The sequence below is a fragment of the Paenibacillus sp. FSL R5-0914 genome, assembly GCF_038004525.1.
GTDB lineage: Bacteria > Bacillota > Bacilli > Paenibacillales > Paenibacillaceae > Paenibacillus_AQ.
Genome location: NZ_JBBORH010000001.1, coordinates 2,001,598 through 2,024,743, shown reverse-complemented (window position 1 = coordinate 2,024,743; position 23,146 = coordinate 2,001,598). Strand labels below are relative to the sequence as shown.

23 protein-coding genes and 1 riboswitch are annotated in these 23,146 nt (G+C 44.3%); of the genes, 6 read left to right on the top strand and 17 right to left on the bottom strand.

Annotated features, from left to right (window positions below; translation table 11 throughout):
* Nucleotide 1 precedes the first annotated feature (1 nt).
* From MKX60_RS08940 to MKX60_RS08925, 4 genes are all read right to left on the bottom strand, one after another.
* Nucleotides 2-793 carry a DUF3891 family protein gene (locus MKX60_RS08940; RefSeq protein ID WP_042191546.1) on the bottom strand — a complete coding sequence of 264 codons (792 nt, stop codon included), beginning with the start codon at nt 791-793 and terminating at the stop codon, nt 2-4.
* Between the two features lie 188 nt (nt 794-981).
* A complete protein-coding gene (gene sdhB / locus MKX60_RS08935; RefSeq protein ID WP_042130877.1) occupies nt 982-1,746 on the bottom strand; it encodes a succinate dehydrogenase iron-sulfur subunit in 765 nt (254 codons plus the stop codon).
* Between the two features lie 74 nt (nt 1,747-1,820).
* Nucleotides 1,821-3,563: a succinate dehydrogenase flavoprotein subunit gene (gene sdhA, locus MKX60_RS08930; protein WP_042191550.1), complete on the bottom strand. Its 1,743-nt coding sequence runs from the start codon at nt 3,561-3,563 to the stop codon at nt 1,821-1,823.
* A gap of 68 nt (nt 3,564-3,631) precedes the next feature.
* Entirely contained in the window at nt 3,632-4,297 is a 666-nt protein-coding gene (locus MKX60_RS08925) for a succinate dehydrogenase cytochrome b558 subunit (RefSeq protein ID WP_042130879.1), read from the bottom strand.
* Between the two features lie 401 nt (nt 4,298-4,698).
* On the opposite strand from MKX60_RS08925, the gene MKX60_RS08920 reads away from it, so the two are divergent.
* Nucleotides 4,699-5,601 carry a LysR family transcriptional regulator gene (locus MKX60_RS08920; protein ID WP_042191552.1) on the top strand — a complete coding sequence of 301 codons (903 nt, stop codon included), beginning with the start codon at nt 4,699-4,701 and terminating at the stop codon, nt 5,599-5,601.
* Between the two features lie 71 nt (nt 5,602-5,672).
* Here the strand turns inward: MKX60_RS08920 and MKX60_RS08915 are convergent, their stop codons facing one another.
* Both MKX60_RS08915 and MKX60_RS08910 read right to left on the bottom strand, forming a co-directional pair.
* Nucleotides 5,673-6,341 carry a potassium channel family protein gene (locus MKX60_RS08915; protein WP_042191554.1) on the bottom strand — a complete coding sequence of 223 codons (669 nt, stop codon included), beginning with the start codon at nt 6,339-6,341 and terminating at the stop codon, nt 5,673-5,675.
* A 13-nt stretch (nt 6,342-6,354) separates the two neighbouring features.
* On the bottom strand, nt 6,355-7,650 hold the full coding sequence (locus MKX60_RS08910) for a TrkH family potassium uptake protein (protein WP_076300399.1): 1,296 nt from the start codon (nt 7,648-7,650) through the stop codon (nt 6,355-6,357).
* 134 nt (nt 7,651-7,784) lie between these two features.
* Nucleotides 7,785-7,966, bottom strand: a riboswitch (cyclic di-AMP (ydaO/yuaA leader).
* 314 nt (nt 7,967-8,280) lie between these two features.
* Between MKX60_RS08910 and MKX60_RS08905 the strand changes: the two genes are divergently transcribed.
* Nucleotides 8,281-9,966 carry a CPBP family intramembrane glutamic endopeptidase gene (locus MKX60_RS08905; protein WP_341059539.1) on the top strand — a complete coding sequence of 562 codons (1,686 nt, stop codon included), beginning with the start codon at nt 8,281-8,283 and terminating at the stop codon, nt 9,964-9,966.
* Nucleotides 9,967-10,072: 106 nt separating this feature from the next.
* Here MKX60_RS08905 and uvrC read toward each other — a convergent pair whose 3' ends face one another.
* Nucleotides 10,073-12,025 carry an excinuclease ABC subunit UvrC gene (gene uvrC / locus MKX60_RS08900; RefSeq protein WP_339267016.1) on the bottom strand — a complete coding sequence of 651 codons (1,953 nt, stop codon included), beginning with the start codon at nt 12,023-12,025 and terminating at the stop codon, nt 10,073-10,075.
* Between the two features lie 121 nt (nt 12,026-12,146).
* The gene (trxA, locus tag MKX60_RS08895; RefSeq protein WP_042130884.1) at nt 12,147-12,464 is read right to left on the bottom strand and encodes a thioredoxin; all 318 of its coding nucleotides are present in this window, start codon (nt 12,462-12,464) and stop codon (nt 12,147-12,149) included.
* A 358-nt stretch (nt 12,465-12,822) separates the two neighbouring features.
* On the opposite strand from trxA, the gene MKX60_RS08890 reads away from it, so the two are divergent.
* The gene (locus MKX60_RS08890) at nt 12,823-12,978 is read left to right on the top strand and encodes a YqzM family protein (RefSeq protein ID WP_143759540.1); all 156 of its coding nucleotides are present in this window, start codon (nt 12,823-12,825) and stop codon (nt 12,976-12,978) included.
* A gap of 166 nt (nt 12,979-13,144) precedes the next feature.
* Here the strand turns inward: MKX60_RS08890 and dnaI are convergent, their stop codons facing one another.
* The 3 genes from dnaI to MKX60_RS08875 all read right to left on the bottom strand — a co-directional run bounded on the left by dnaI (nt 13,145) and on the right by MKX60_RS08875 (nt 16,247).
* The gene (gene dnaI, locus MKX60_RS08885; RefSeq protein WP_042191560.1) at nt 13,145-14,101 is read right to left on the bottom strand and encodes a primosomal protein DnaI; all 957 of its coding nucleotides are present in this window, start codon (nt 14,099-14,101) and stop codon (nt 13,145-13,147) included.
* An 18-nt stretch (nt 14,102-14,119) separates the two neighbouring features.
* Nucleotides 14,120-15,658 carry a DnaD domain protein gene (locus MKX60_RS08880; protein WP_042191562.1) on the bottom strand — a complete coding sequence of 513 codons (1,539 nt, stop codon included), beginning with the start codon at nt 15,656-15,658 and terminating at the stop codon, nt 14,120-14,122.
* A 292-nt stretch (nt 15,659-15,950) separates the two neighbouring features.
* Nucleotides 15,951-16,247 carry a YuiB family protein gene (locus tag MKX60_RS08875; protein WP_042130887.1) on the bottom strand — a complete coding sequence of 99 codons (297 nt, stop codon included), beginning with the start codon at nt 16,245-16,247 and terminating at the stop codon, nt 15,951-15,953.
* Between the two features lie 282 nt (nt 16,248-16,529).
* Between MKX60_RS08875 and hemQ the strand changes: the two genes are divergently transcribed.
* Complete coding sequence (hemQ, locus tag MKX60_RS08870; RefSeq protein WP_042191564.1) at nt 16,530-17,282, top strand: hydrogen peroxide-dependent heme synthase; 753 nt, start codon at nt 16,530-16,532, stop codon at nt 17,280-17,282.
* Between the two features lie 59 nt (nt 17,283-17,341).
* Here the strand turns inward: hemQ and MKX60_RS08865 are convergent, their stop codons facing one another.
* Both MKX60_RS08865 and MKX60_RS08860 read right to left on the bottom strand, forming a co-directional pair.
* Entirely contained in the window at nt 17,342-17,620 is a 279-nt protein-coding gene (locus tag MKX60_RS08865; protein ID WP_341059537.1) for a hypothetical protein, read from the bottom strand.
* A 1-nt stretch (nt 17,621) separates the two neighbouring features.
* A complete protein-coding gene (locus tag MKX60_RS08860; RefSeq protein WP_042130890.1) occupies nt 17,622-18,815 on the bottom strand; it encodes an NAD(P)/FAD-dependent oxidoreductase in 1,194 nt (397 codons plus the stop codon).
* A gap of 331 nt (nt 18,816-19,146) precedes the next feature.
* Between MKX60_RS08860 and MKX60_RS08855 the strand changes: the two genes are divergently transcribed.
* Nucleotides 19,147-20,121, top strand: coding sequence for an NAD(P)/FAD-dependent oxidoreductase (locus MKX60_RS08855; protein ID WP_094877850.1), 975 nt, complete (start codon nt 19,147-19,149; stop codon nt 20,119-20,121).
* A 131-nt stretch (nt 20,122-20,252) separates the two neighbouring features.
* Here MKX60_RS08855 and MKX60_RS08850 read toward each other — a convergent pair whose 3' ends face one another.
* Complete coding sequence (locus tag MKX60_RS08850; RefSeq protein WP_036685584.1) at nt 20,253-20,396, bottom strand: sporulation histidine kinase inhibitor Sda; 144 nt, start codon at nt 20,394-20,396, stop codon at nt 20,253-20,255.
* A 314-nt stretch (nt 20,397-20,710) separates the two neighbouring features.
* Nucleotides 20,711-21,373 (bottom strand): YheC/YheD family protein, encoded by a 663-nt coding sequence (locus MKX60_RS08845; protein WP_341059536.1) that lies wholly within the window; start codon nt 21,371-21,373, stop codon nt 20,711-20,713.
* A gap of 330 nt (nt 21,374-21,703) precedes the next feature.
* Between MKX60_RS08845 and MKX60_RS08840 the strand changes: the two genes are divergently transcribed.
* Nucleotides 21,704-21,913, top strand: a complete 210-nt coding sequence (locus MKX60_RS08840; RefSeq protein WP_042191571.1) for a hypothetical protein — start codon at nt 21,704-21,706, stop codon at nt 21,911-21,913.
* Nucleotides 21,914-21,980: 67 nt separating this feature from the next.
* Here MKX60_RS08840 and MKX60_RS08835 read toward each other — a convergent pair whose 3' ends face one another.
* Both MKX60_RS08835 and MKX60_RS08830 read right to left on the bottom strand, forming a co-directional pair.
* Nucleotides 21,981-22,433, bottom strand: coding sequence for a GNAT family N-acetyltransferase (locus tag MKX60_RS08835; protein WP_076285244.1), 453 nt, complete (start codon nt 22,431-22,433; stop codon nt 21,981-21,983).
* 101 nt (nt 22,434-22,534) lie between these two features.
* Nucleotides 22,535-22,894, bottom strand: coding sequence for a HesB/IscA family protein (locus MKX60_RS08830; RefSeq protein WP_042191575.1), 360 nt, complete (start codon nt 22,892-22,894; stop codon nt 22,535-22,537).
* Nucleotides 22,895-23,146 lie beyond the last annotated feature (252 nt).

Genomic DNA, 23,146 nt, shown 5'->3' with positions numbered 1-23,146 from the left:
TTCAGCTTTCGTTTAGAGCCGTCAGTACAATTCTACATTCTTCCTCTGGCGTATCACGGTATGCGGGTGCGATGCCTCTCTTAGCAATTTCTGATTGTTGGACTCGTTTCAGCATAAAGGCTACTTCCACCGTCTTCTTAAAGGGAAAAGGATCCAGCACTAACGTTGACTTATCTTTCCACTCCACGGTTATCGTACGACCTGACGTAAAACTGAAATCTTCACTGCCAGAGAATCCTTCACGCCACCATGGATGCTCCTCAGATTTCGGGCTACCCGGTTCATTTAAAGCCAAATATAGAGATAAGTCATCGCAGAATTCCAAAAGACGGGCATCATAATACAGCTCATCTTCACCAATCGGTTTGGATACTTCCAGTTCTCGGTGAATACGGGATCTACGTTCCTCTTCATGCTCTTGATATAAAGTCAGTTCTGGATAATCCAGTCCCGAAATCTTAATGAGTCGTTCAAAATGCAAGCTGCACAAAAGCGCTCCGTAAGGTGTCCGCGCCTCGATCTCATCAAGTCCTCGCTTATAAAAGGTCAGTTTCGGCACTACAGGAAAATCAATAAAGCTGTAGGGCGCGTGTTCCGCATCGTTCCAAAAGGGCGTCTCATCCAGATCAATCCAGCCCCGGTCATGTTCAGCTACCGCCCAAAGCACCTCATCCCGGCGTCCTTCTTCTGGCACATGCTCTTCCTTAAACCAAATGGCAAGCTCTCCAGCTAACTTCCCGTGATCATGCTGTTTAACCATTACAATTGCTCCATCATGCTCCCGACAAATCACGATTATTCCTCCCTGTTGTTCCACACCTAACGTACGTTAACAATGGATATTATAGCATATGCTATTCATTCTTCTGAGCTAGACGAATTTCCTATTCCCTACCAATTATAAACAAAAAAGCTATCCTCAGCGAATATAAATCCACCATTGAGGATAGCTCAATATTAAAGATCCGGCGGTACTACTTATTACACACCTAACCAGCGTTTGAACATATGTTTTGTCGTCTGCTTATTAATTTCTGCAATGGAGGTGGTAAGAGGAATACCTTTTGGACAAGCGCGCACACAGTTCTGTGAGTTACCACAACCGTCAATACCGCCATCTTCCATCAATGCGTCCAATCTTTCATCCGCATTCATTTCACCCGTAGGATGAGCATTGAACAGGCGTACTTGAGAGATGGCAGCGGGTCCGATGAAATCCGTCTTCTCGTTGACATTCGGACAAGCTTCCAAGCATACGCCGCAAGTCATACACTTAGATAATTCATAAGCCCACTGCCGTTTCTTCTCCGGCATACGTGGTCCCGGCCCAAGGTCATACGTACCATCGATTGGAATCCAGGCCTTTACTCGTTTCAGTGCGTTGAACATCCGGGTACGGTCAATCACTAAGTCACGCACCACCGGAAATGTCTTCATTGGCTCAATGCGTACAGGTTGTTCCAGATTGTCTATAAGCGCTGCGCAGGCTTGGCGAGGTTTGCCGTTGATCACCATCGAGCAAGCTCCGCATACTTCTTCTAGACAGTTGGAATCCCAGCATACAGGAACGGTGCTGTCACCTTTGGCATTCACAGGGTTACGCTGAATTTCCATCAAAGCACTGATTACATTCATACCCGGACGATAAGGGAGCTCAAATTCCTCAACATAAGATGAGCTTTGTGGATCGTCCTGGCGGGTGATGATAAACTTTACGTTTTTGGGAGCTGTAGCAGTTTCCGCCATAATGGTTCCCTCCTCAAATTGCCTAATTTTATTTCATTAAGCTTGCCTCGCAAGCTGTTTCACTGCTGGAAAGATTAATCCTTCGAATAATCACGGACCCGTGGAGGGATCAGTGAGACATCGACTTCGTCGTAAGAGATTTGCGGACCGTCTGCAGTCCAAGCTGCTTTCGTGGTCTTCAAGAATTCCTCATCATTACGATCCGGGAATTCCGGCTTGTAATGAGCGCCGCGGCTCTCATTGCGCATAAGCGCTCCCAGTGTCATCGCTTCGGACAGCTCCAGCATGTTCCATAGCTGACGGGTGAAAGCTACACCTTGGTTATTCCAGCGTGACGTATCGTTCATATTGATATTGCGATAGCGTTCTTTAAGCTCTTTGATTTTGCCAATGGTCGCTTCCAGCTTCGGATTGTGCCGTACAACCGTCATATTGGCGGTCATCCATTCACCCAGTTCCTTGTGAATCACATAAGCATTCTCTGTACCTGACATCGCTAGCAGAGACTCATATTTGTCCGTCTGCTTTTTGTGGAAGCTATCATATACAGAAGAAGAGATATCTTGTGACGATTTCTTCAGACCTTTAATGTATTCAACAGCCTTTGGTCCAGCAACCATACCACCGTAAATGGCAGATACCAGAGAGTTAGCGCCTAGACGATTCGCTCCATGATATTGATATTCACATTCGCCTGCCGCAAACAGACCAGGAATGTTTGTCATTTGGTTGTAATCAACCCACATACCGCCCATGGAATAGTGCACAGCCGGGAAGATTTTCATCGGTATTTTACGAGGGTCATCCCCCATGAATTTTTCGTAAATTTCAATAATCCCGCCAAGCTTCACGTCCAGCTCTTTCGGGTCCTTGTGAGAGAGATCCAAATACACCATGTTCTCACCGTTAATGCCCAGCCCTTGATCCACACACACATTAAAAATCTCACGTGTAGCAATATCGCGCGGCACCAAGTTACCATAGGCTGGATATTTCTCTTCAAGGAAATACCACGGCTTTCCATCTTTATAAGTCCAGATGCGGCCGCCTTCACCACGTGCTGATTCCGACATTAAGCGGAGCTTGTCATCTCCTGGAATAGCCGTTGGGTGAATCTGGATAAATTCTCCGTTGGCATAATGTACGCCCTGTTGGTACACCGCACTTGCTGCTGTGCCTGTATTAATTACGGAGTTCGTTGTTTTACCAAAAATAATACCAGGCCCGCCGCTAGCCAAAATAACAGCGTCTGCAGGAAAAGTCTCAATCTCCATCGTCTTGAGATTCTGGGCACTTATGCCGCGGCATACACCTTCGTCGTCGACGATGGCCGAGAGGAACTCCCAGTTCTCACGTTTCGTTACAAGACCTTCGGACTCCCAGCGGCGCACTTGCTCATCCAGCGCATACAAAAGCTGTTGGCCTGTCGTTGCGCCAGCAAATGCAGTGCGGTGACGCTTCGTTCCGCCGAAACGACGGAAGTCGAGTAATCCCTCAGGTGTGCGGTTGAACATTACGCCCATCCGGTCCATAAGGTGGATGATACCCGGTGCTGCTTCACACATCGCCTTGACCGGTGGCTGATTCGCCAGGAAGTCACCGCCGTAAACGGTATCGTCGAAGTGCTCCCAAGGAGAGTCGCCCTCCCCTTTCGTATTTACCGCGCCGTTGATGCCGCCTTGCGCACAAACGGAGTGTGATCTTTTTACAGGCACTAATGAGAATAATTGAACATGCGCACCGGACTCCGCTGCCTTGATGGTAGCCATCAGGCCGGCCAGACCGCCACCCACGATAATGATATTTGCTGTTGCCATGATAGTTCACTCCCTTTATTGAAAATATCAGAAAGGATTCTGGAATCTAGTCCTGAGAGGATAATTACTTAGATGAAAGTCTTTATGGACTGAGCTATGGAAGCTGCGGTTTGAAATTCAGCATCACGGAAAGTGACTAGCGAAATGAGGAACATAAACGTTACAAGAACAAATATACCGAGACAAAGGTAAGAGGATACCCGCTGTGAACGAGGTCCTACCGTGATTCCCCAGCTGATCAAGAAAGACCATAGGCCGTTTGAGAAGTGAAAGCATGCTGCAACGATACCGATAATGTACAGTGTCAACATCAGTGGTTGAGTCACGATATCATGCATCAGACCGCCCAGCTCTTCATGCTCTACACTACCAACTGCCACCTGAACCCGGGTTTGGAACAAATGCCAGACTATAAAGATAAAGGTAATAATTCCTGTAATACGTTGCAGCGTATAACGCCAGTTTCTTTCAATGTTGAAACGGTTCAAGTTCGGCTTGGATTGATAGGCAATATACAGTCCATATACGCCATGGTACAGCAGAGGTAGCCATATACCGAACAATTCCAGGAAGAAGACAAGCGGCAGGCTGTTCAGCCATATCACGCTGTCAGTGAAACCGGAAGCGCCACCCTCTACAGCCGCAAAATTCGTCATCATGTGCTCAATGAAGAAAGCTCCAAGCGGGATAACGCCTAGCAAGGAATGAATCTTTCTGGAATAAAATCCTTTCATACAAAGTAACCCCTTTCCGATTAAAACAGCGTTTTCATTATTGTGTATTCACCGCCGGAACTACATTTGACACAGGATAACGTAGACTATGTCATGACAAAACGTCTATATTTACCGCTATCCTTGGTTTCCCGGACTTTGTTTTCTTTTTCACAAAATGTGAATATCTTGTGTCACTTTTCATGTTACTCCTTTTTCCCTTATAAGGGAATTGCAATCTAATTATTAAACGTTATACAATAAACGCATAAGAATAGATTTTATATGATAATAATTCTCATTTAGAGAAACAACATTTTCCGACAAATCTTTTATTTCCTTATGGAGCAAGAAGTATTGTCTTCATGGCTATGAATTTCGTCACTACTGTTTATAGATTGCACTACGAGAGGAACATAAATATGTTTGACGATTTAGATGTTTTTGCAGCGGTTGTGGAGCACTCCAGCTTGAATCGGGCCTCCCGCCAGCTCAATCTGTCCCAACCTGCCCTATCTCGTAAAATCTCCAAGCTGGAAGAACGGCTGGGTGTCGCGCTATTTAATCGTTATGGCAAGCGTCTGGAGTTAACCGAGGTTGGGCGTCTTACTTATTCCTACGCACTTGAACAACGACAGCAGCGCTCTAAATTTCTGGAGGCTTTGTCAAAATACAAAGAAGGCGAGCCTAAGCTCGTCACCTTAGGGGCGTCACTTACCTCACTGCAGACCACTCTGCCTCCACTAGTTAACGCATATATGGAGAAATACCCAACTGCGGAGCTGAAGCTAATCACAGGCCGAACACATGAAATTGTCTCCTCTGTCAGTGAAGGAAAGTCAGATATAGGTCTGATCGCTTCCTCTATTCAAGAACCTGGACTGCGCTGTATTTCTCTGTTTGAGGATCAGCTTCGACTGGTTGTTTCTGAGCATCATCCTCTGAATCAATCTACCAAGCTAACCATGGATGATCTGTCCCGACTGCCTATGATCCTGTTCTCCAAAGGCACCTGGTACCGACGTCTAACAGACGATCTGTTCCAGCGCTGTGGAATTGATCCAGACGTTCGGATGGAGATTGACTCCTTCGAAGCTATCGTGCGGCTGCTGCCGACAGTCAATGTGGCAGCGTTACTGCCCAAGTCTTATCTGCGTCCGCAGCTGTTAAACGGCGGTGGGCTGGTCTCTCTGCATATTAAGGAGCTGGAGCAGACTCAGCGAACTACCTGTCTGATTTACCGTGACGATGGGAGCCTGAGCACAGCGGCCCGCAGCCTCGTGCAGGTCACAGAAGAGATGTTTCTGACGGAACGAGAGAAATAGTACATACCTCTGCGTGCAGCCTTAATTAAAAAAGCCCTCCGTCCCATGTAAAGGACGGAGGGCTTATCTATTTAATCTTGGTTTACAACTTCATCCTCAAATCGATCAATACTTTCATTAGAACCAATGAGTACCATAACGTCGCCCTCACTCAAATGATCATGTGCCGTTGGAGCCACTATAATTCCACTTTCCCGGTTCAGGGCAACAATACTGCAGCCATATTTCGCTCTTGTATTTAAATCTGACAAGCTTTTCCCGTTCATGCAAGACGGAACGGTTAGCTCGACGATTTTATAATCCTTGGACAGTTCAATATAATCCAGCAAATTGGGTGTCACGAGCTGATGTGCCACACGAATGCCCATATCCCGCTCCGGAAAAATAACCCGGTCCACGCCCAGCCTGGACAACGCACGACCATGAAGGATCGAGATCGCCTTGGCTACTACTTGCTTGACTCCAATCTCTTTTAACAAAATCGCCGCCAGAATACTTCGTTCCATATTGTCGCCAATCGCTACAATCCCACAGTCAAAGTTCCGTACGCCGAGCGAGCGCATAATTCCTTCATCTGTAGCATCAGCCACTACCGCATGCGTCAGGTGATCGCTCATTTCCTCCACACGCTCCTCATGGTGATCAATGCCGAGCACCTCGTAGCCCATTTCCATCAGCTCAAGTGCAAGGCTTGAGCCAAAGCGGCCTAAACCGATTACTACAAATTGCTGTGCTTTCATTTCGGATTAACTCCTATCCAATAATTATTTTACCTTCTGGGTGCTTATACAATGGTTTACCCTGTTTAGGTCCAAGCGCATACACTAATGTTAATGGACCTAGCCGACCTGCAAACATGGTCAGACAGATCAGAATCTTGCCGAAGATAGACAGTTCAGGTGTCAGCCCCATGGTTAGTCCCACCGTGGCAAAAGCTGAGGTCGTCTCAAATAATATCGCTAAGAAATTACTATCCTCTGTTGTGGACAGTAACATCGACACCGTGAGGACCAATAGCAAAGCGAGTAATGTTAGCGTCAACGCTTTATAGATACGCTCCTGCGCCAATCGGTAGCGGAACAGTACAACATCTTCACGTCCGCGCAGCATCGCGATTACTGCACCAATCATAATCGTAAAGGTTGTAGTCTTGACCCCGCCACCTGTTGATCCTGGAGATGCACCAATAAACATAAGAATAACCATAAAGAACTGTGAGGCTTGCCGCAGTCCGGCAATATCCACCGTATTGGCGCCAGCGGTTCGGGGCGATACCGACTGAAAGAATGCCGATAATATTTTGCCGCCGAAATTTAAATTCCCCAGTGTGCGCTGATTCGTAAATTCAAATATAAAAATAACCAAAGCGCCGATAAGAATAAGCCCTGCAGTGGTGGAGAGTACAACTTTGCTATGCAAAGATAATTTACGTTTGACACGAAACTCCACCAGATCCGACATGACAATAAAACCAATACCGCCAGAGACAATCAGAAACATCACCACGATGTTCACTAGCGGGTCATATACATAATCGGTTAAACTCCGGAAATCCCCGAAAATATCAAATCCAGCATTATTAAACATAGACACCGCATGAAATATTCCAAAATAAATGGCCTTTCCCAGTGGCATATCAAACGCCCAGCGTATGGACAGAAGCACCGCTGCACAGCCTTCGATGACCAAGGAATAAATAAGTACTCTCCGGATCAGTCGAACAATCCCCTCCATAGAGCCTTGGTTCATTGCTTCCTGAAGGATCAGTCTGTCCCGCAAGGAAATTTTGCGTTTCATCATCATGGCAAATAAGGTCGCCATTGTCATAAACCCTAAGCCACCAACCTGGATAAGCACCATAATTACGGTTTTCCCAAAAATGGTGAATGTCGTACCGGTGTCCAGCACCACAAGTCCTGTCACACAGGTGGCCGATGTTGCAGTAAACAACGCATCAATAAAACTCACAACATTCCCACTGGTACTTGAAATGGGAAGCATAAGCAGCAAGGCTCCAATCAGAATGATCGATGCAAAACCAAGCACCATAATCTGAGGCGGAGAGAGCTTCAGGAACTTTGATTCAGAAACCCTGCGAAACTGTGAAGCCACTACGCTCACCCTCTTATCAAAATTTAAAGAATTCCAACAAAAAAAGCACTGGAAAACCAATGCTACCCTTGGTTCCTGCAGTAAATTAGCCTACGAGGTTAGCTGACGGATTCGGACTGTGCAGGCTGCCCTATTCGTTCCTAGAACGAAATTCACCCCTGATGAATAAAGACAACGCCTATGGCGTATACTCATCTTTTCATTACTTCTTATGGTTCCCCCGTTTTCACCTGAAATTCGGCTATATACAATTGCATACAAATTATATATGTTATTTCGATAAATCACAAAGACACTATTAATGGTGATTCATATGAAAAATGCGGTTTGGAGAGGATGTACCACTAAGAGTGCCTTTTCTCATCACTTTTCCGTGTTTTCCCTGCAATTGCATCGATTTTCATGAAAAATGAAGAAATAATCACCTTAAATTCATGGTATATATTCAGCTACCTATTCTATAATATCTCTATTACCCATAAAAAGAATATACGATGATTTTTGTAACTATCATGGCACTAATACTATAATGGAACATAACATTGTCAGTTTACAAGGAGGCGTTACATGAATCCCGTTGGCCAGCCCTTACAGCAACGTGCCCTCTCCAAGAGGCTCATCATCTCGGGCATTATCGGTCTTATTCTATTTATTATGTTTCAGATTGCTCCCTCGGTGCTAAATAGCCCTGCTGGGGAAGATACTACTGTCATCAGTAAGGCGGAAGCCCGCGACAAAGCCATATCATTCGCAGAACAAAAGCTGAACTACACCAAGGCACCAACCGATCAGTGGAATGTACTGTACGATACGGACTCTTCCTTTTATGGTTATATGTCCCGCGAGAAGCTTTTGGAGGACTATACAAAAAAGAAATTGGATCAACGATATCCTTTTGACATCTTTCGTGTAACACTTAGTCCTTCAGCGGAACAAGAGCCACTGATCTCTGTTGACCTCAATATGTATACTGGTGCAGTTGTCGCTTTCACACAAGGTGCAGAAGGATCAGGTACCGGATTACCAAACAATGTATCCACCAGTGCAAAAGAAGAGGACAAGGGTACTACCTTATCACTTGCACAAAAAGAAAATCTTGCCCGTCCCTGGCTTCAGGAATGGGATGTAAATCCCGCCAAGCTACAAATTGAATCGAATACGGGAAACTACGGGCTCGTGTATACAGATCGTTCCGTTCAGATCGGCGAATCCTTACTACACTATTATTTCGATTTCACTGGCGAACAGGTATCCAGCTTTAAAGCAGGATTCACCGCTCCAGCCTGGCATACCTCCTATGTAAAGGACCAGACCTCTCTCGCGGAAAAGTTTACTTTATTCGGCTACGGTTTGCCTACTTTAGCTTTAGGAATTCTGGCACTCATCTACAGCATACTTAGAAGAGAACATACCTCCTTTAAGCGTGGAATATTCCTAAGCTCAGCTTATTTTGTAATCATGATGATCAGCACCTATAATATGCTCCCTGAATCCTCAGGCGAAGGACTCGAGGCTCAGATAACTTCCGTCATAATGTTCATCATTTATGCCTTATATAGCCTCCTAATGTCCTCCCTGCTCTATTTTTCTTTAGTTGGAGGGGACGGCCTATGGAAAAAAGAAGAGGGAATGAACCCATGGCCTCGTGCTAAAGAGCCTGGCTATGGAAAATATGTTCTGGATAGTATCCGGGCTGGATACGTCTGGGCATTCGTGCTGCTAGGGGTGCAGACCCTTATGTTCATCGTATTATCACTTACCTTGCAGAACTGGTCCACTACTGACGCTACTCAATCTCCTTACAACATGAGATATGCTTGGCTGCTGCCCATCGTTGCATGGCTCGCTGGTTTATCCGAGGAAGCCATTTATCGTTTTTTCGGAATTCCTATGTTGAAAAAAGTATTCCGAAGCACGTTCATTGCTTGCCTGATCACCACGCTGGTTTGGGCGTTTGGCCATACGCTGTATCCGATCTACCCCATCAGTTCCCGTCCTATTGAGCTGACCGTGATTGGTTTGCTCTTTAGCTATATTTTCCTTCGTTACGGCTTTATTGCCGTCATGTTCAGTCACGTCGTGTTTGACAGCATTCTGATGGGCGCTACGCTGATCTTTATGAAGGAAAGCGTGAATGTAGGGGCTGGTATCTTCGCGATTATCATGCCGTTCATAGTCGCCTACATCGTCTATCGGTTTAATCCACCGCAAAAATCAGAACCTAAGCCGGTTGAACCTACATCTGTAATTTAAAGAAGTAACGGGTGGATAACCTATAATAAAAAAAGGTGTCACAGCAGAAAACTGCTGTGACACCTTTTTTATATTTACGTATACATCATTCCAGTATTTCGAATGCCTATGTCGCTGGCTCTTCATCCTTGAGCGCCTCAAGAATTTGACTAGCCAGCTTTTCGCCAATAGAAAGTGATTTAAAATCTTCTATGGAGGCTTCTTTAATTTTCTTTAGCGATCCGAAATGCTTAAGCAGCGCCTTGCGCCGCTTCTCGCCTATACCTGGTATGGAGTCCAGTTTAGAAGTAACCATGGACTTCCCACGTTGTTCACGGTGGAAGGTGATGGCGAATCTATGCACCTCATCCTGAATCCGTTGCAACAGATAAAATTCCTGACTATCCCGAGCCAAAGCGACAGGTTCTGGCGGATCTCCAACCAAAAGCTGAGCCGTCTTATGCTTATCATCCTTGACGAGACCACAGACCGGAATGAATAACCCCAGCTCGTTCTCCAGAATATCAATAGCTGAGGATATCTGCCCTTTACCACCATCGACTACGATAAGATCTGGTATCGGCAGGTTCTCTTTCAGCACCCGTTCATACCGCCGCCGGATGACCTCGCGCATCGTTCCATAATCATCCGCACCCACCACCGTACGAACCTTATATTTACGATACTCTTTTCGTGCGGGCTTGCCATCAATGAAGACAACCATCGCAGAAACCGGATTAGTCCCTTGAATATTCGAGTTATCGAACGCCTCGATCCGGCTTAAGCGTTCGAGCCCCAAGCTCTCGCCTAAGCTCATTGCAGCACCAGAGGTACGTACTTCATCTCGTTCAATAAGCCGGAACTTCTCGTCGATTGCGACTGTAGCATTTTGGCAGGCCATACCGACCATCTGCTTCTTGAGGCCACGCTGTGGAACTAGCACTTTGGTGCCGAGCCACTCCTGTAGAATAGAGGCGCCACCTGCAGCATCAACGACACCTGCTGCTGATGCTTCCGCAGCGGCCATTTCACGGGCCTCAACTTCTTCAGGCGATTCGGGGGTATCTTCCCCCTTTTGTAGATCTTCTTCAGCTGGAGCAGCAATGACAATCGCCGGTTTAGCTTCTTTATCAACCACTGCTTCCTCGTCAAGCACATCCGGCAGAAGAATCTCCTGCGGCAGAGCAGGATTATCACTGTAATACTGCGTCACATAAGACATAAAGTCACTGTAGGCTTCCCCATAGAACGGAAAGACAGAGGAGTGGCGCTGAATCATCTTCCCTTGTCTCATGTACAGAATCTGTACACACATCCATCCCTTGTCTACCGCATAACCAAATACGTCACGATCCTTAGTATCTGTGGTGTTAATCTTTTGTTTCTCCATCAATGCATCAATATGGATAATCTGATCCCGCAGTTCCTTCGCCCGTTCAAAATATAATTCCTCAGCAGCTTCCTGCATCTTCTGCTGTAGATCCTTCTTAACCGCATCATGACCTCCGCTCAGAAAAGCAGCGATATCTTGCGTAATCTGCTCATACTCGGACTTCTGCACTTCCTTCTCACACGGCGCCAAGCATTGGCCCATGTGATAGTAAAGACAGACTTCCTTTGGCATTACGCCACATTTACGGAGAGGATACATACGATCGAGGAGCTTTTTCGTTTGCTGTGCAGCATAACCATTAGGATAAGGGCCGAAATATTTTGCTTTATCTTTAATCACCCGGCGTGTGACTTCAAGCCGAGGGTGAGTTTCATTCGTTATTTTGATATAAGGAAATGTCTTATCGTCCTTCAGAAGTACGTTATAACGCGGCATATGCTTCTTAATCAGATTGCACTCGAGAATGAGCGCTTCCATGTTACTGGACGTAACAATATATTCGAAATCTGCAATATTAGCGACAAGCCGCTGAGTTTTACCATTATGACTGCCTGTAAAATAAGAGCGAACCCGGTTCTTAAGCACCTTCGCCTTACCCACATAAATAATGGTGCCTTCTTCATTCTTCATCAGATAGCACCCGGGCAGGTCGGGTAATAGAGCCAGTTTGTTGCGGATATTGTCCAAAATGATCCCCTCCAGCTAAATTGGACCCATAATTAATTGGCATTCAGCACACAAAACGCCTCCGGAATGAACCGAAGGCGCTGAGCGGCAGGGCCGAGGCCCGAACAGTAGCATTTAACAATTATTGATGTTTAGCTACGATATTTTTCAGGGATTCTTTGGAGTTCAATCCCACAACTTTATCTACCGGTTGACCGTCTTTGAAGAAGATCAGGGTTGGGATACTCATCACGCCAAAACGGGAAGCCGTTTCCGGATTCTCATCCACATTCAATTTTGCAATCTTCACGCTGTCTCCCAGTTCTGCGGACAATTCGTCCAAGATTGGAGCAATCATCTTACAAGGACCACACCAAGGAGCCCAGAAGTCTACTACTACAGTACCTTGACCTTCCACTTCGTTACTGAAGGTTTGGTCAGACACGTTCACGATAGCCATGATATTGTTCCTCCTCTAAAGTTTTACGAAACATTACTCCACTCTAAACCAAAGCTTAGTTTATGGAAGCTGCTCCGAAAATATAAGTTAATAAATTGTTTCATGTAATATGATAACCAAATTACCACTTACCGACACAATTCCAGTATAACATATCTTTAAGGGATATGTTATATATCACATACAATTATATTGCCCTCAAACTAATTTTATTTACGTTACTCTTTTCTTTACAATCTCCCCAGCCTTTCGGTATACTCTAAGAAAGCGCATTAAATGTCAATGACTTATTTCATAATGGTCAACTCAATTTGCATCTTAACAATACAGGCATTGTCCCTGTAAGGAGGCAGAAGCTATGGATGTCAACGCGCAAGCACGGGACCCACGAGAACATATCAACGAAGAACCCCGCAATGATCTAGGCGATTTAATGAATGGATTTTTCGGAATGACTGCATTTATGACCGTTGTCTTTTTCGGCATGGTTATCATTAAGTTCATTTCGGAGTAAGGGAATCATCGCAATATAAACAGAGGCCGTCTCAAAAGTAGTGAATGCTACTTAGGGGGCGGCTTCTTTTTTTTGAGAGTAAATAAGAAAAAACAGAGAGCAACGATCCTCCAATAAAAGGAGAATCGCTGCTCTTTTGAATGTTACGGTTATGAATATTTCGAGTTTATCTAATCGTCCCCCGTTGATTCTCCCCATGCAGTGGAATAACATCCACAAAAGGAGCAATACGATCCATCAAACGTTGACCTTTATAAATCTCCTCGCCATCCTTGCTCGTAAAGCTAAGATGTTTCTCCAAACCATCGAGCGGATAATTTGAGGTATAGAAGGTTGGCTTACGGTTCATCCGATAATTCAGAATCGCACCAAGCACATGATCACGCGCCCATGGATTCAAGTTCTCCGCACCAATATCATCAAAAATAAGTAAATCGCAGTTTTTCAACGTATCTACGGTTTCCTTCATCTTCTGGCCGTCCATCATGATCGACTTCAAATCCTCGATAAAATCTGGCATATATACGATAACTCCAGTATAGCCGGCAACAGCAAGCTCATGAAGCAAGTAACACATCAGAAATGTTTTGCCTGTTCCGAAAGTCCCATGTAGATAAATCCCGCGCGAGGTCAGACCCTCTTCTTTAACGCTCGTGATATAATCAAATATTTTATTAACAGCAGAGACCCGGCGTGGATCCTTGCCCATAATATCTATTTCATCATAACCGCCATTGAGCACACGCTCGTCCACATAAAAGCTACGGATACGTTTGCGGATGCTATCCTGATTATCCTGTGCCACTTTAAGCCGGCATGCCGTCTTGCGCTCATATAAGTCCGCCGAACCATTCACGCTCTCGACCGTAAGTTTGCTAAAGTGACCAGGGAAATCATTCGGACATTTCTCTAGACCCGGACAGTTCGCACAGTGGCGGCTTTCCTCTACATATTGATACAGGCGGCTCATATGAAGCCGCAGTCGCGAATCATCTAACTCAGGATGTTCAGACTGTAATGCCTTCACAAGCGGATGATTGAATAACTCCTGTTCAAGATCGCGTTGACGCTGCCGTAGAGTTGGATTGTTAATCGAACGAAGCACATCGCCCATAGACTCCATAGTTCCACCTCTCTTTCATTACGGCGCTTGGGAAACGCCTTTTTTCTTGTTGGCTTTAATTTCTGCCGCTTTCTTCATCATCGCCGCGAATTCCTCTTCCGATACCGTTCCGGCACTTCCATCGTCCAGCACAATCGGAATTTCCGGTTTAGCGGATCGACCTGTATTTTTAGCATATGAACGTGATCGAGATCCTGCCGCCGTGTTAGTTGTAGCTCCCTTGCCTTTCACTTTGGACTGATCCCTGATATATTTTACAGCCTTTTCGTAGGTGTTCACCTGTTTAACCAGCATATTGGAAGCGATAGCCTCCACAAAATTGCGGTTCATTCGCTGTTCTCCACCTGAGGCTACCATAGTCATTAAGTAATGAATAAGTACATTGATTACTTCACCGCTTAGCTTATAGTTCAAATCTATTTTCTCGAACATATCCATCAAATGACTGGGTACTGCACCTGGGAAAAAAGTTTGAAGCAGCCGCGTATAAGGTTCGTTCCGCAGCATCATATTATATTGGTGGATGTCACATTTGGACAAAAATTGTGGTGGTACTTCTACATAATACTCCATCTCTACAGATTGCTCCGGTGGTGCTATAGAATCATCATTCTCTTCAGAGGCACTGGAACGGATGGAAACAACCTTAGCAGCAGCAACTTCACGCTTTTCTTGTCGTTTCATATCCTGCCTGAAATGCTGGCTCGCTTTATATTGCAGTGCATCCAGAATAACCTCGCCATCCGGTGAGAACACGCCATCTTCATCCAGCAGACGACATAAATCCTGCGGACTGAGTTCGTACTTATGAGCTACATAGTTAATAACACCCATTTGAGTATGGTCAAAACGCAGTTTTTCTACATGAGCCCGGTTCACGGATTCCCTTGGAAAACGCAAAATAATATCACTATATCCAATCGCTTGTTCTCCAGATTCACGCATACCAGGCTGACGCACAGTGGCTACTTCTGCAAGTGCCTGCTCCAGCTCATAATCAATGACATGTGTATTAAGTTGAAAAATATCATAAAAAGGCACGGAGATATTCTCTTTGCCTATGGATCTGCGACTCCATTCTTCTGGCTCTCGATTCCAGAATTGTTCCCGTAAGGACAGCACAGCAAATTTGCCGATTTTATCGCGTAACAGCAACGTCAAATGCTGAGTGGCAAAAAAGTCAGCTGGCGATAGCGGCGGCATAAGCTCATATTCATATAAGTAATCATCGGTTTCCGGCACATAGATTCGACAGGTCTGTAGCAGACCTACCGCTTCTAAACGGGAAGCCTGATCTATTAAATATTTGCGGCCTTTCTCATTTGGTTCAACGCCTAGCGTCATAAATAATCTGCGCTGTTGCTCCACTCCAGAATAGCCAATGCTATCTGCTGGTACATGTTCAACCAGCAAGCGATAGAAACTGATTGCAAAAGCTCCTACCATAGGCTGATACACAGAGCTAAGCATACGTCCATCTATAACACTAAGACCAAATTCGCGGGAAACGCAGTACCGATGATGTTCGGTGAAATGATGTAAGTTACTCATGCGCATCTACGGATACCCCCTTGTTTTCACGAATTCATACAGGATTCTATTCTATCATAAAAAACGTCGCCGGAAATGTAAATAAACTACCAATTCCGACTCTTTTCGCTATATAATCAGCTTTTTCATACGATTATCTACCTCTATTAAACAAGAAGAAACGGCTTCACTGTCCTCTGGAAGAGGAAGGTTCCGTTTCTCGCTGAATTTCAAAATTGATTCTTAGCGTAGAACTAAAAGCTTATATGTTCAAAAAAACGACTCTCATATCAGAGCCGCAGGTCTTCCGATTAAATCTTTAAAACATCTTGTAACCGCCAAAGCGCAGTTTTTGAATGGTCCATCCACTCAATATAGCACCTGCAAGACCAGCGACACCAGTCAAGTAATCAACAAAGTGGAAACTGGAGAGATGCTCCCAGAGCGACATCGCGCTTCTATCCCAAATGGAATAGACTACGACGGGTAGAATAATAAGTACGAATAGATAAGCGGGAAACCAGGTTGTCTTCATTAACATGTTAAGAATAAATCCAATACCAAACATCATCACAAAGAATAAAACGGTTAGGATAAACACTGGAATAAACCCCATCTTACCGTCACTACCCCTTTCTATAAAGAAGCGCACATCTTATACGGGCTAGTAGTAAGTTTACTAGAAAAAATGTCACGAAGCAATGAACTTTATTCAAAATTAGGTCTAATACTCTTACAACGGAATGTCATCATTTGCTCTAAGCAACTTGATTGCGATACAATGCATATAGATTAATAAATCATACATAGTCTATGATGCAGGAGCTTCGTAGCTAGTTTTACGCGATGTTATTTCAAGCGGAGCCTATGCTTCGTAAAACTTTTAAGGAGTGAGATCATGAACGAAGCCGCTATGACACTGGAAGGCTGGTATGCATTGCATGACTTCCGCTCACTGAACTGGACCGCATGGACGGCAGCAGATGATGAAGAACGTGCCGTTGCTCTGGAAGAATTACATGCTTTTATGCAAGAATGGAGTCCTGTCGAAGAAGCCAAACAAGGCAGCTCCGCGGTATATTCCATCGTTGGCCAGAAGGCCGATTTCGTAATGATGTTCTTGCGCGAAAGCTTGGAAGATTTGAACCAGCTTGAGACGGCCTTTAACAAAATCGCTTTTGCTCAATATACAACTAAAGCCTATTCCTACGTAAGTATTGTTGAATTAAGCAATTACCTTGCGGGGGGCAGCGATGGTAGTGATCCTATGCAGAATCCGCATGTTATCGCACGTCTAAAACCTGTTTTGCCGCAAGCGAAGCATATTTGCTTCTATCCAATGAACAAGAAACGCGAGCTCGCCGATAACTGGTATATGCTTGATATGGATAAACGTCGGGAGCTGATGGCTTCTCACGGATTAATCGGACGTGGTTATGCGGGTAAGGTGAAACAAATTATCACCGGCTCCGTAGGTTTTGATGATTGGGAATGGGGCGTAACCCTGTTCGCTGAAGATCCGCTACAATTCAAGAAGCTGGTTTACGAAATGCGCTTTGACGAAGTCAGTGCTCGCTACGGCGAATTCGGACCTTTCTATGTCGGCAACCTGCTGACTGAGGATTCTTTTGAAGAAATGCTTAAATTGTAATTGTAATAATAAAAAGGGTGAGTCTCCAGATCTTTATGGAGACTCACCCTTTTTAAATGCTATAACGAAGTTCCTGCTTCCTCATCCTCTTCGCTGTTATCTTCATCATCACGCAGACTTTCCAAATATTCAGCCGTAGCCCTGTCACGCGCTCGCCCTTTTTCCTTTAAGCGTTCAATGCCAGGGAGAATGAGCAGATCAATTTCCTTTTGAACAACATACGCTAGATCGTACTGATTCTGATCCTCCAGATAAGATCCAACCTCAATCAGTCCGTTATATCGGTCCAATTCTTCTCGGGTCAGCAATCCACGCACCTGCACGCTGCAGTGACGCATCTTATAAGAATCTTCCTTTTTTCAGAACCAGCGGAATCCCACCGATAATGAACAAATAGCGCATATCCACAACTTTTTTCAATTGAGCTGCAGTCCAGCCCTTGTAAGTTTTGCTGCCAACTACAGCAATCCCTTGACCCTTACCTAGAGAAGCTACTGTTCCTTTATTGCTGAATGCGAATTTCTTTGGTTGTTGATTACGGATCGCAGCCACCAAATTATGTGCACAGCACTCTCCCTGTTGCATAGCAATTTGTGCCGTTGGCGGATAAGGACGCCCTTCTGGGTTAATCATCAAGGAGCCGTCTCCAATAATGAAGATATTGTCTTGGCCTGGTGCACGTAAATATTCATCTACTTTCACACGTCCACGCATAGCTTCAAATCCTGCAGCTTCAATCAGACGGTTTCCTCGAATTCCGCCTGTCCAGACAATTGTAGAAGCCTTAATCTCTTCGCCTGATGCCAGAATTACACCGTTTGGTAGACATTCCTTGATCGCAACGCCCATCTTGAATGTAACACCCTTCTTAGTGAGCAAGTTCATCGCATACTCAACAAGTTCAGGAGCAAATCCAGGCAGAGCTGTTGGAGCAGCTTCTATGTTATATATATTTACCATGCTTGGATCAACGTCAAATTCTTTGCACAACCCAGGGATGCGGTCAGCTAATTCGGCCACAAATTCAATTCCGCTAAAGCCGGCACCACCGACTACGAAATTAATATGCTCCTGAGCATTGTTCTCGTTCTTATATTTGGCAAATTGATACTCAATATGTTCACGAATCAAACGAACGGAGTTGATGCTCCGGATCGTCAGTGCGTATTTATCAAGTCCTGGAATACCGAATGTTTCAGGCTCTCCGCCCAAAGCAATGACGAGATAGTCATACGAAAGAGTACCATCCTCCAAAATAATCTTTTTCTGCTGGGTACGAATTTCCTGAACAGATGACTTAACGAGATCGATCTTGAATTCATCGATTAGTTTAGAAATAGACACCCGAGTGTGTTCAATACTGTCTGTACCCGCGGCAGGCATATGTAGATGGGTAGTAAAATAGTGGTACTCGTGACGGTTTACGAGCGTGACATCCGCTTCATTATAGTTCAAAGCCTTCTGTAAGCGCTGTGCGGTCAAAATACCCCCATAGCCCGCGCCTAAGATTACGATTTTGGGAATACTACTCATGTTCCGGCTCCTTCCAAGAGGTAAATCTGTCTTTGTATTTTTTATTGAAACAATGTACGGTCCTTTTTGTGAATTTATACACTTATATTTAGAAGAAATTCCAATCAAACTTAAAGGATTTCTAAATTGACCATATCCATTGTAAACCTTAGTGTACTATTAATCAAACATTAAAATACTAAAAAACGTCACATTCTTATTGTGTTCTAAAGTCTTTCTTTGCAGGTATGTGTCACAATGTTTATAATAAGAAAGAATACAAGTATGGCAAAATGAATATATCAACTCGGAGGTGTAATATCCCGTGACACAAGAGCAATCCGGCGTTCCTATGAGCGACCTTTTAATCATAGGTGGCGGTCCAGCTGGCATGTTTGCCGCATTTTACGGTGGGATGCGTCAGGCATCAGTAACACTTATTGAAAGTATGCCCCAATTGGGAGGACAACTTGCTGCACTTTATCCTGAAAAATACATTTATGATGTAGCAGGTTTTCCAAAAGTAACTGCACAAGAATTGGTTGACAACCTGACACGGCAAATGGATATGTTCCAATCGAATATCCGGCTGGAGGAGAAAGTAATTTCTGTTCAGAAACGGGACGAACGCCATTTTGTAGTTACAACCGATGTAGCAGAATATCACAGTAAAGCTATTATCATTACAGCTGGGGTAGGCGCCTTTGAACCTCGTCGTTTAGAACTGCCAGACGCAGGACGGTTTGAAAAAGCCAACCTTCATTATTTTGTAAATGATTTAAATGCCTTTAAAGATAAAAAAGTTCTGATTAGCGGTGGTGGAGATTCCGCAGTAGACTGGGCACTAATGCTGGAACCGATCGCGGAGCAAGTAACCCTGATTCACCGCCGGGATAAATTCCGTGCGCATGAGCACAGCGTAGAGAATCTAATGGCTTCCAAAGTTAACGTAATTACACCTACTGAAATTACAGAACTGCATGGTGACGAGTTTATTACTAAGGTTACCTTATCCCATATCAAGACCAAGGAAACACAAGAAATCGAAGTCGACAGTGTAATCGTCAATTTCGGATTTGTTTCCTCTCTGGGCCCCATTGCAGAGTGGGGTATCGATATTGAAGGGAACTCCATTGTCGTTGATTCACGTATGGAAACGAGTATTCCGGGAATCTTTGCAGCCGGCGATATCACCACATATCCAGGTAAGCTGAAGCTAATTGCTGTAGGATTCGGCGAAGCCCCAACGGCTGTGAATAACGCAAAAGTCTACATCGATCCGGAAGCCAAGCTTTCACCAGGACACAGTAGTAATATGAAACTCTAATTCTATCTACCACAATAAAAAAGGGTATTCTGACAGGCCTATCAATACTAGCCTATCAGGATACCCTTTTATGTTTGTGACTCGCGGTTTATTTATATGTAGCCAGCTACAAAGGTATACTTTGCGCTCTTTTAATGAAGAACCGCATGAACTGGAGAGTGTAAGTTTCGTTTGCGAATCTCAACGAGTAGAAGAGCGATGAAATCATGCTCTAGTTGCAGTTCTATCGCTCTATGGTAAGAGTCTAGAAGCATCTCATCGGACAATTCAACCATAACGTTCATCTACCTTTCCTGTATTTGGATCTAAATCTATCATATCAAACTATCATTTTTCGAACAAGCGTTCGTGTTATCCACAAGTACATGTGGAAATCCTGTGTATAATATGTGCGTAAGCGTTACAAAGGTGATAACTGCACAGTGGAATATGGGGATAATAGTTATACACAGGACTGAACCACTTGTATACAGCTAAAAATATATTTTTATTGTAAATAAATCACAATATAATTTACCCCAAAAGAACGCAACTAAACGCAATTTTATCTTACTACTCTATTATCGTCAATTCTAAAATTTTTGTTAATTTACTGAGGTCTTGTATTAACCTCCAGAATCCATATTTTACCTGAATAATCCACGGCGTAATCAAAACCCAGTTCGCCTATTCCAGGGAAATGCCGCTCCATCAGTTCGATACATACGAGCGTCAGCCTGCGCATTTCTGCTTTCTTCGCTGAGGCTTTAACTCGAGGCAAGGATCTGCGAAGTCCTTCTCGACAAGAAAGCATCGTGCCTCCTTTACATAAATTAGTTACGAACAGGCCAGGCCGGGCCAATCTTCCCACCATAGAGCGAAACTCCCAAACACCGCCATTCCTCACTACTTTGACCCGATAATCAATAGGACGCCCACCAATTCTGGCGAGAGAAATCCCCTGTTGAATCAAGTACTTACGTCTAACCTTGACGAAATGAAGCGCTCGTCGCATGGATCTAAAGTCCTTGTAAATTCGAGTTCTGTCCATATAAGTAAATCCAAAACCTCGACTATCCCGAAACACTTTAATTACACCGTAGCCTCCACCGCCAACTATTGGTTTAATAACAACATTTCCGTATCTCCGGAGCATGGCTAACAGTGAGTCAGCCGAATACACCCTCGTCATTGGTATATAATGAGAAACCCTCGCGTCACTGAGCAATGCTTCTGTCTTCAACCATTTGCTAGCCAATTGTCTTCCCGACATCGTCCTTTCCCTCCTTTCACATTTCAGCCTACCCTATACATTACTCAGAAAAGGCCCCACCCTCTTGTATGATTGTCCGTGTAGGAGGAAGCTCTTAGCAAAAAGGGCTTAGAGCTTGTATCGACAACATTCTCAACCTCGCAGGTTAGATTGCAGATTTTGTAGAACCTCATTTCTGAACATTCGACATCTAAATCGCAATGGATGAGTTCACTATAACTAGAATAATCTTCAAAATCGTTGTATTATTAATAGCGGTTACATTTTCAATTCCTACTATATAATAATGAATTAGAGGCTCGCTAAAAAACAGCGCGGGGAGGGCTCGGAATGGCTCAGTTTTTCGAGGTATTATATTGGGTGGCCATGCTTGGGATGTCCATCGTATTGGCTGGAACGACTATACTGATCTGCGCTATTGGCTTTAAATTCATTAAAGACAGGCGCAGAGCACTGGGTGCTGGCTGTATTGCCTTTTCCCTTGGAGCCGCAGGGCTCATCGTGTTTATGATTAATTACAAGTTTATTATTCCAGCCTAATTGTACGCAGGAACAAACAAAAGCCCTCTCGAGGAATTCCATCGGAGGGCTTTTGTTTGTATGTCACTCATATATCTAGCGTAAGACGGATCATATCCACTACCTTGATCCCATTTTCAACAATCTCTTCACTATAATGTCTGATAAAAAAATCTCTATCGATTCCGGTAATTCTAAATCCACATTTCTGATAAAGAGCCAGTTGTCCTACACTAGAATTCCCCGTACCCACTTCAATCGTCTTCGCACCAAGTAATCTCGCATTCTGAATCGCATGATAGACCAACTGCTTTCCTATCCCTTTACTTTGCTGATTCTCATCAACGGCTATATTTACTAGCTCCACTGTCTCAGGTCTCGTTTGTAGCAAAACATAGACACCTATAATGCAATTCTCCACTTCAGCTACAAAACATTGCCCTCTTTTTAAATACGCTTCAACAAGACTTAGGGAAGGATCGGCTAATAACAACAAATGTAAGGGTGGTTGTTCTTCTGCGTTTAATTTCCTAATTAGCATGCTTAGAGCTCCTTGTGATGACTTTTGTCATTGAGAATAAAAAAAGCCTCCAAGCCCGTGTTGTAGAACTCAACATGGGGCTTGAAGGCGTAACGTCGCGATTAGCAAGGCTCTTCGTTCGGTTTTCCTGCATCCGTAGCTGTACGGAAGCTTGAGCCACAGCCACAGGTTGCAGTAGCGTTCGGGTTATTAATGGTGAAGCCACCTGTCATGCCGGATTCTTCAAAATCAATTTCGAGACCATCAAGGTAACGAAGATTTTCTTTCTCCACGACAACCTTCATTTCTTGGATGTCCATATATACGTCCTGATCGGTTTCATTATCATCAAAGCCCATAGCGTAAGAGAATCCACTGCAACCGCCGGGCGTTACTCCAATACGGAGGAACATGTTCGGCACTTCTTGTTCAGCAAGCATCGCCTTTAATTGTTCTGCTGCCTTTTCGCTAATATTAATCATGATCATATCCTCCTATAAATTAACTTACTTCAACAGAAAAACTTATGTTTAAGGGACCTTCCGGTCAAAAATTACTTTCTTAAAAATATATACTTAATAAACTCAGTATAACCGACTATTCCATTACCCTCAAGTCACAACTGCCTTATGCCTGACCTGCCGCACCAAAATAAACCATCCATATCCAGCTGTTGATCCCCTTATAAGAGAGGTTTATAATAAGGAAGGCAAACATAAGTAAAAATTCGGAAA

Coding starts and splice junctions, on each gene's coding strand:
- sdhB (WP_042130877.1), bottom strand. CDS start 1,746: ATGGCGGAAACTGCTACAGCTCCCAAAAACGTAAAGTTTATCATCACC.
- sdhA (WP_042191550.1), bottom strand. CDS start 3,563: ATGGCAACAGCAAATATCATTATCGTGGGTGGCGGTCTGGCCGGCCTG.
- MKX60_RS08925 (WP_042130879.1), bottom strand. CDS start 4,297: ATGAAAGGATTTTATTCCAGAAAGATTCATTCCTTGCTAGGCGTTATC.
- MKX60_RS08920 (WP_042191552.1), top strand. CDS start 4,699: ATGTTTGACGATTTAGATGTTTTTGCAGCGGTTGTGGAGCACTCCAGC.
- MKX60_RS08915 (WP_042191554.1), bottom strand. CDS start 6,341: ATGAAAGCACAGCAATTTGTAGTAATCGGTTTAGGCCGCTTTGGCTCA.
- MKX60_RS08910 (WP_076300399.1), bottom strand. CDS start 7,650: ATGGTGCTTGGTTTTGCATCGATCATTCTGATTGGAGCCTTGCTGCTT.
- MKX60_RS08905 (WP_341059539.1), top strand. CDS start 8,281: ATGAATCCCGTTGGCCAGCCCTTACAGCAACGTGCCCTCTCCAAGAGG.
- trxA (WP_042130884.1), bottom strand. CDS start 12,464: ATGGCTATCGTGAACGTGTCTGACCAAACCTTCAGTAACGAAGTGGAA.
- MKX60_RS08890 (WP_143759540.1), top strand. CDS start 12,823: ATGGATGTCAACGCGCAAGCACGGGACCCACGAGAACATATCAACGAA.
- dnaI (WP_042191560.1), bottom strand. CDS start 14,101: ATGGAGTCTATGGGCGATGTGCTTCGTTCGATTAACAATCCAACTCTA.
- MKX60_RS08880 (WP_042191562.1), bottom strand. CDS start 15,658: ATGCGCATGAGTAACTTACATCATTTCACCGAACATCATCGGTACTGC.
- MKX60_RS08875 (WP_042130887.1), bottom strand. CDS start 16,247: ATGGGGTTTATTCCAGTGTTTATCCTAACCGTTTTATTCTTTGTGATG.
- hemQ (WP_042191564.1), top strand. CDS start 16,530: ATGAACGAAGCCGCTATGACACTGGAAGGCTGGTATGCATTGCATGAC.
- MKX60_RS08865 (WP_341059537.1), bottom strand. CDS start 17,620: ATGCGTCACTGCAGCGTGCAGGTGCGTGGATTGCTGACCCGAGAAGAA.
- MKX60_RS08860 (WP_042130890.1), bottom strand. CDS start 18,815: ATGAGTAGTATTCCCAAAATCGTAATCTTAGGCGCGGGCTATGGGGGT.
- MKX60_RS08855 (WP_094877850.1), top strand. CDS start 19,147: ATGAGCGACCTTTTAATCATAGGTGGCGGTCCAGCTGGCATGTTTGCC.
- MKX60_RS08850 (WP_036685584.1), bottom strand. CDS start 20,396: ATGGTTGAATTGTCCGATGAGATGCTTCTAGACTCTTACCATAGAGCG.
- MKX60_RS08845 (WP_341059536.1), bottom strand. CDS start 21,373: ATGTCGGGAAGACAATTGGCTAGCAAATGGTTGAAGACAGAAGCATTG.
- MKX60_RS08840 (WP_042191571.1), top strand. CDS start 21,704: ATGGCTCAGTTTTTCGAGGTATTATATTGGGTGGCCATGCTTGGGATG.
- MKX60_RS08835 (WP_076285244.1), bottom strand. CDS start 22,433: ATGCTAATTAGGAAATTAAACGCAGAAGAACAACCACCCTTACATTTG.
- MKX60_RS08830 (WP_042191575.1), bottom strand. CDS start 22,894: ATGATTAATATTAGCGAAAAGGCAGCAGAACAATTAAAGGCGATGCTT.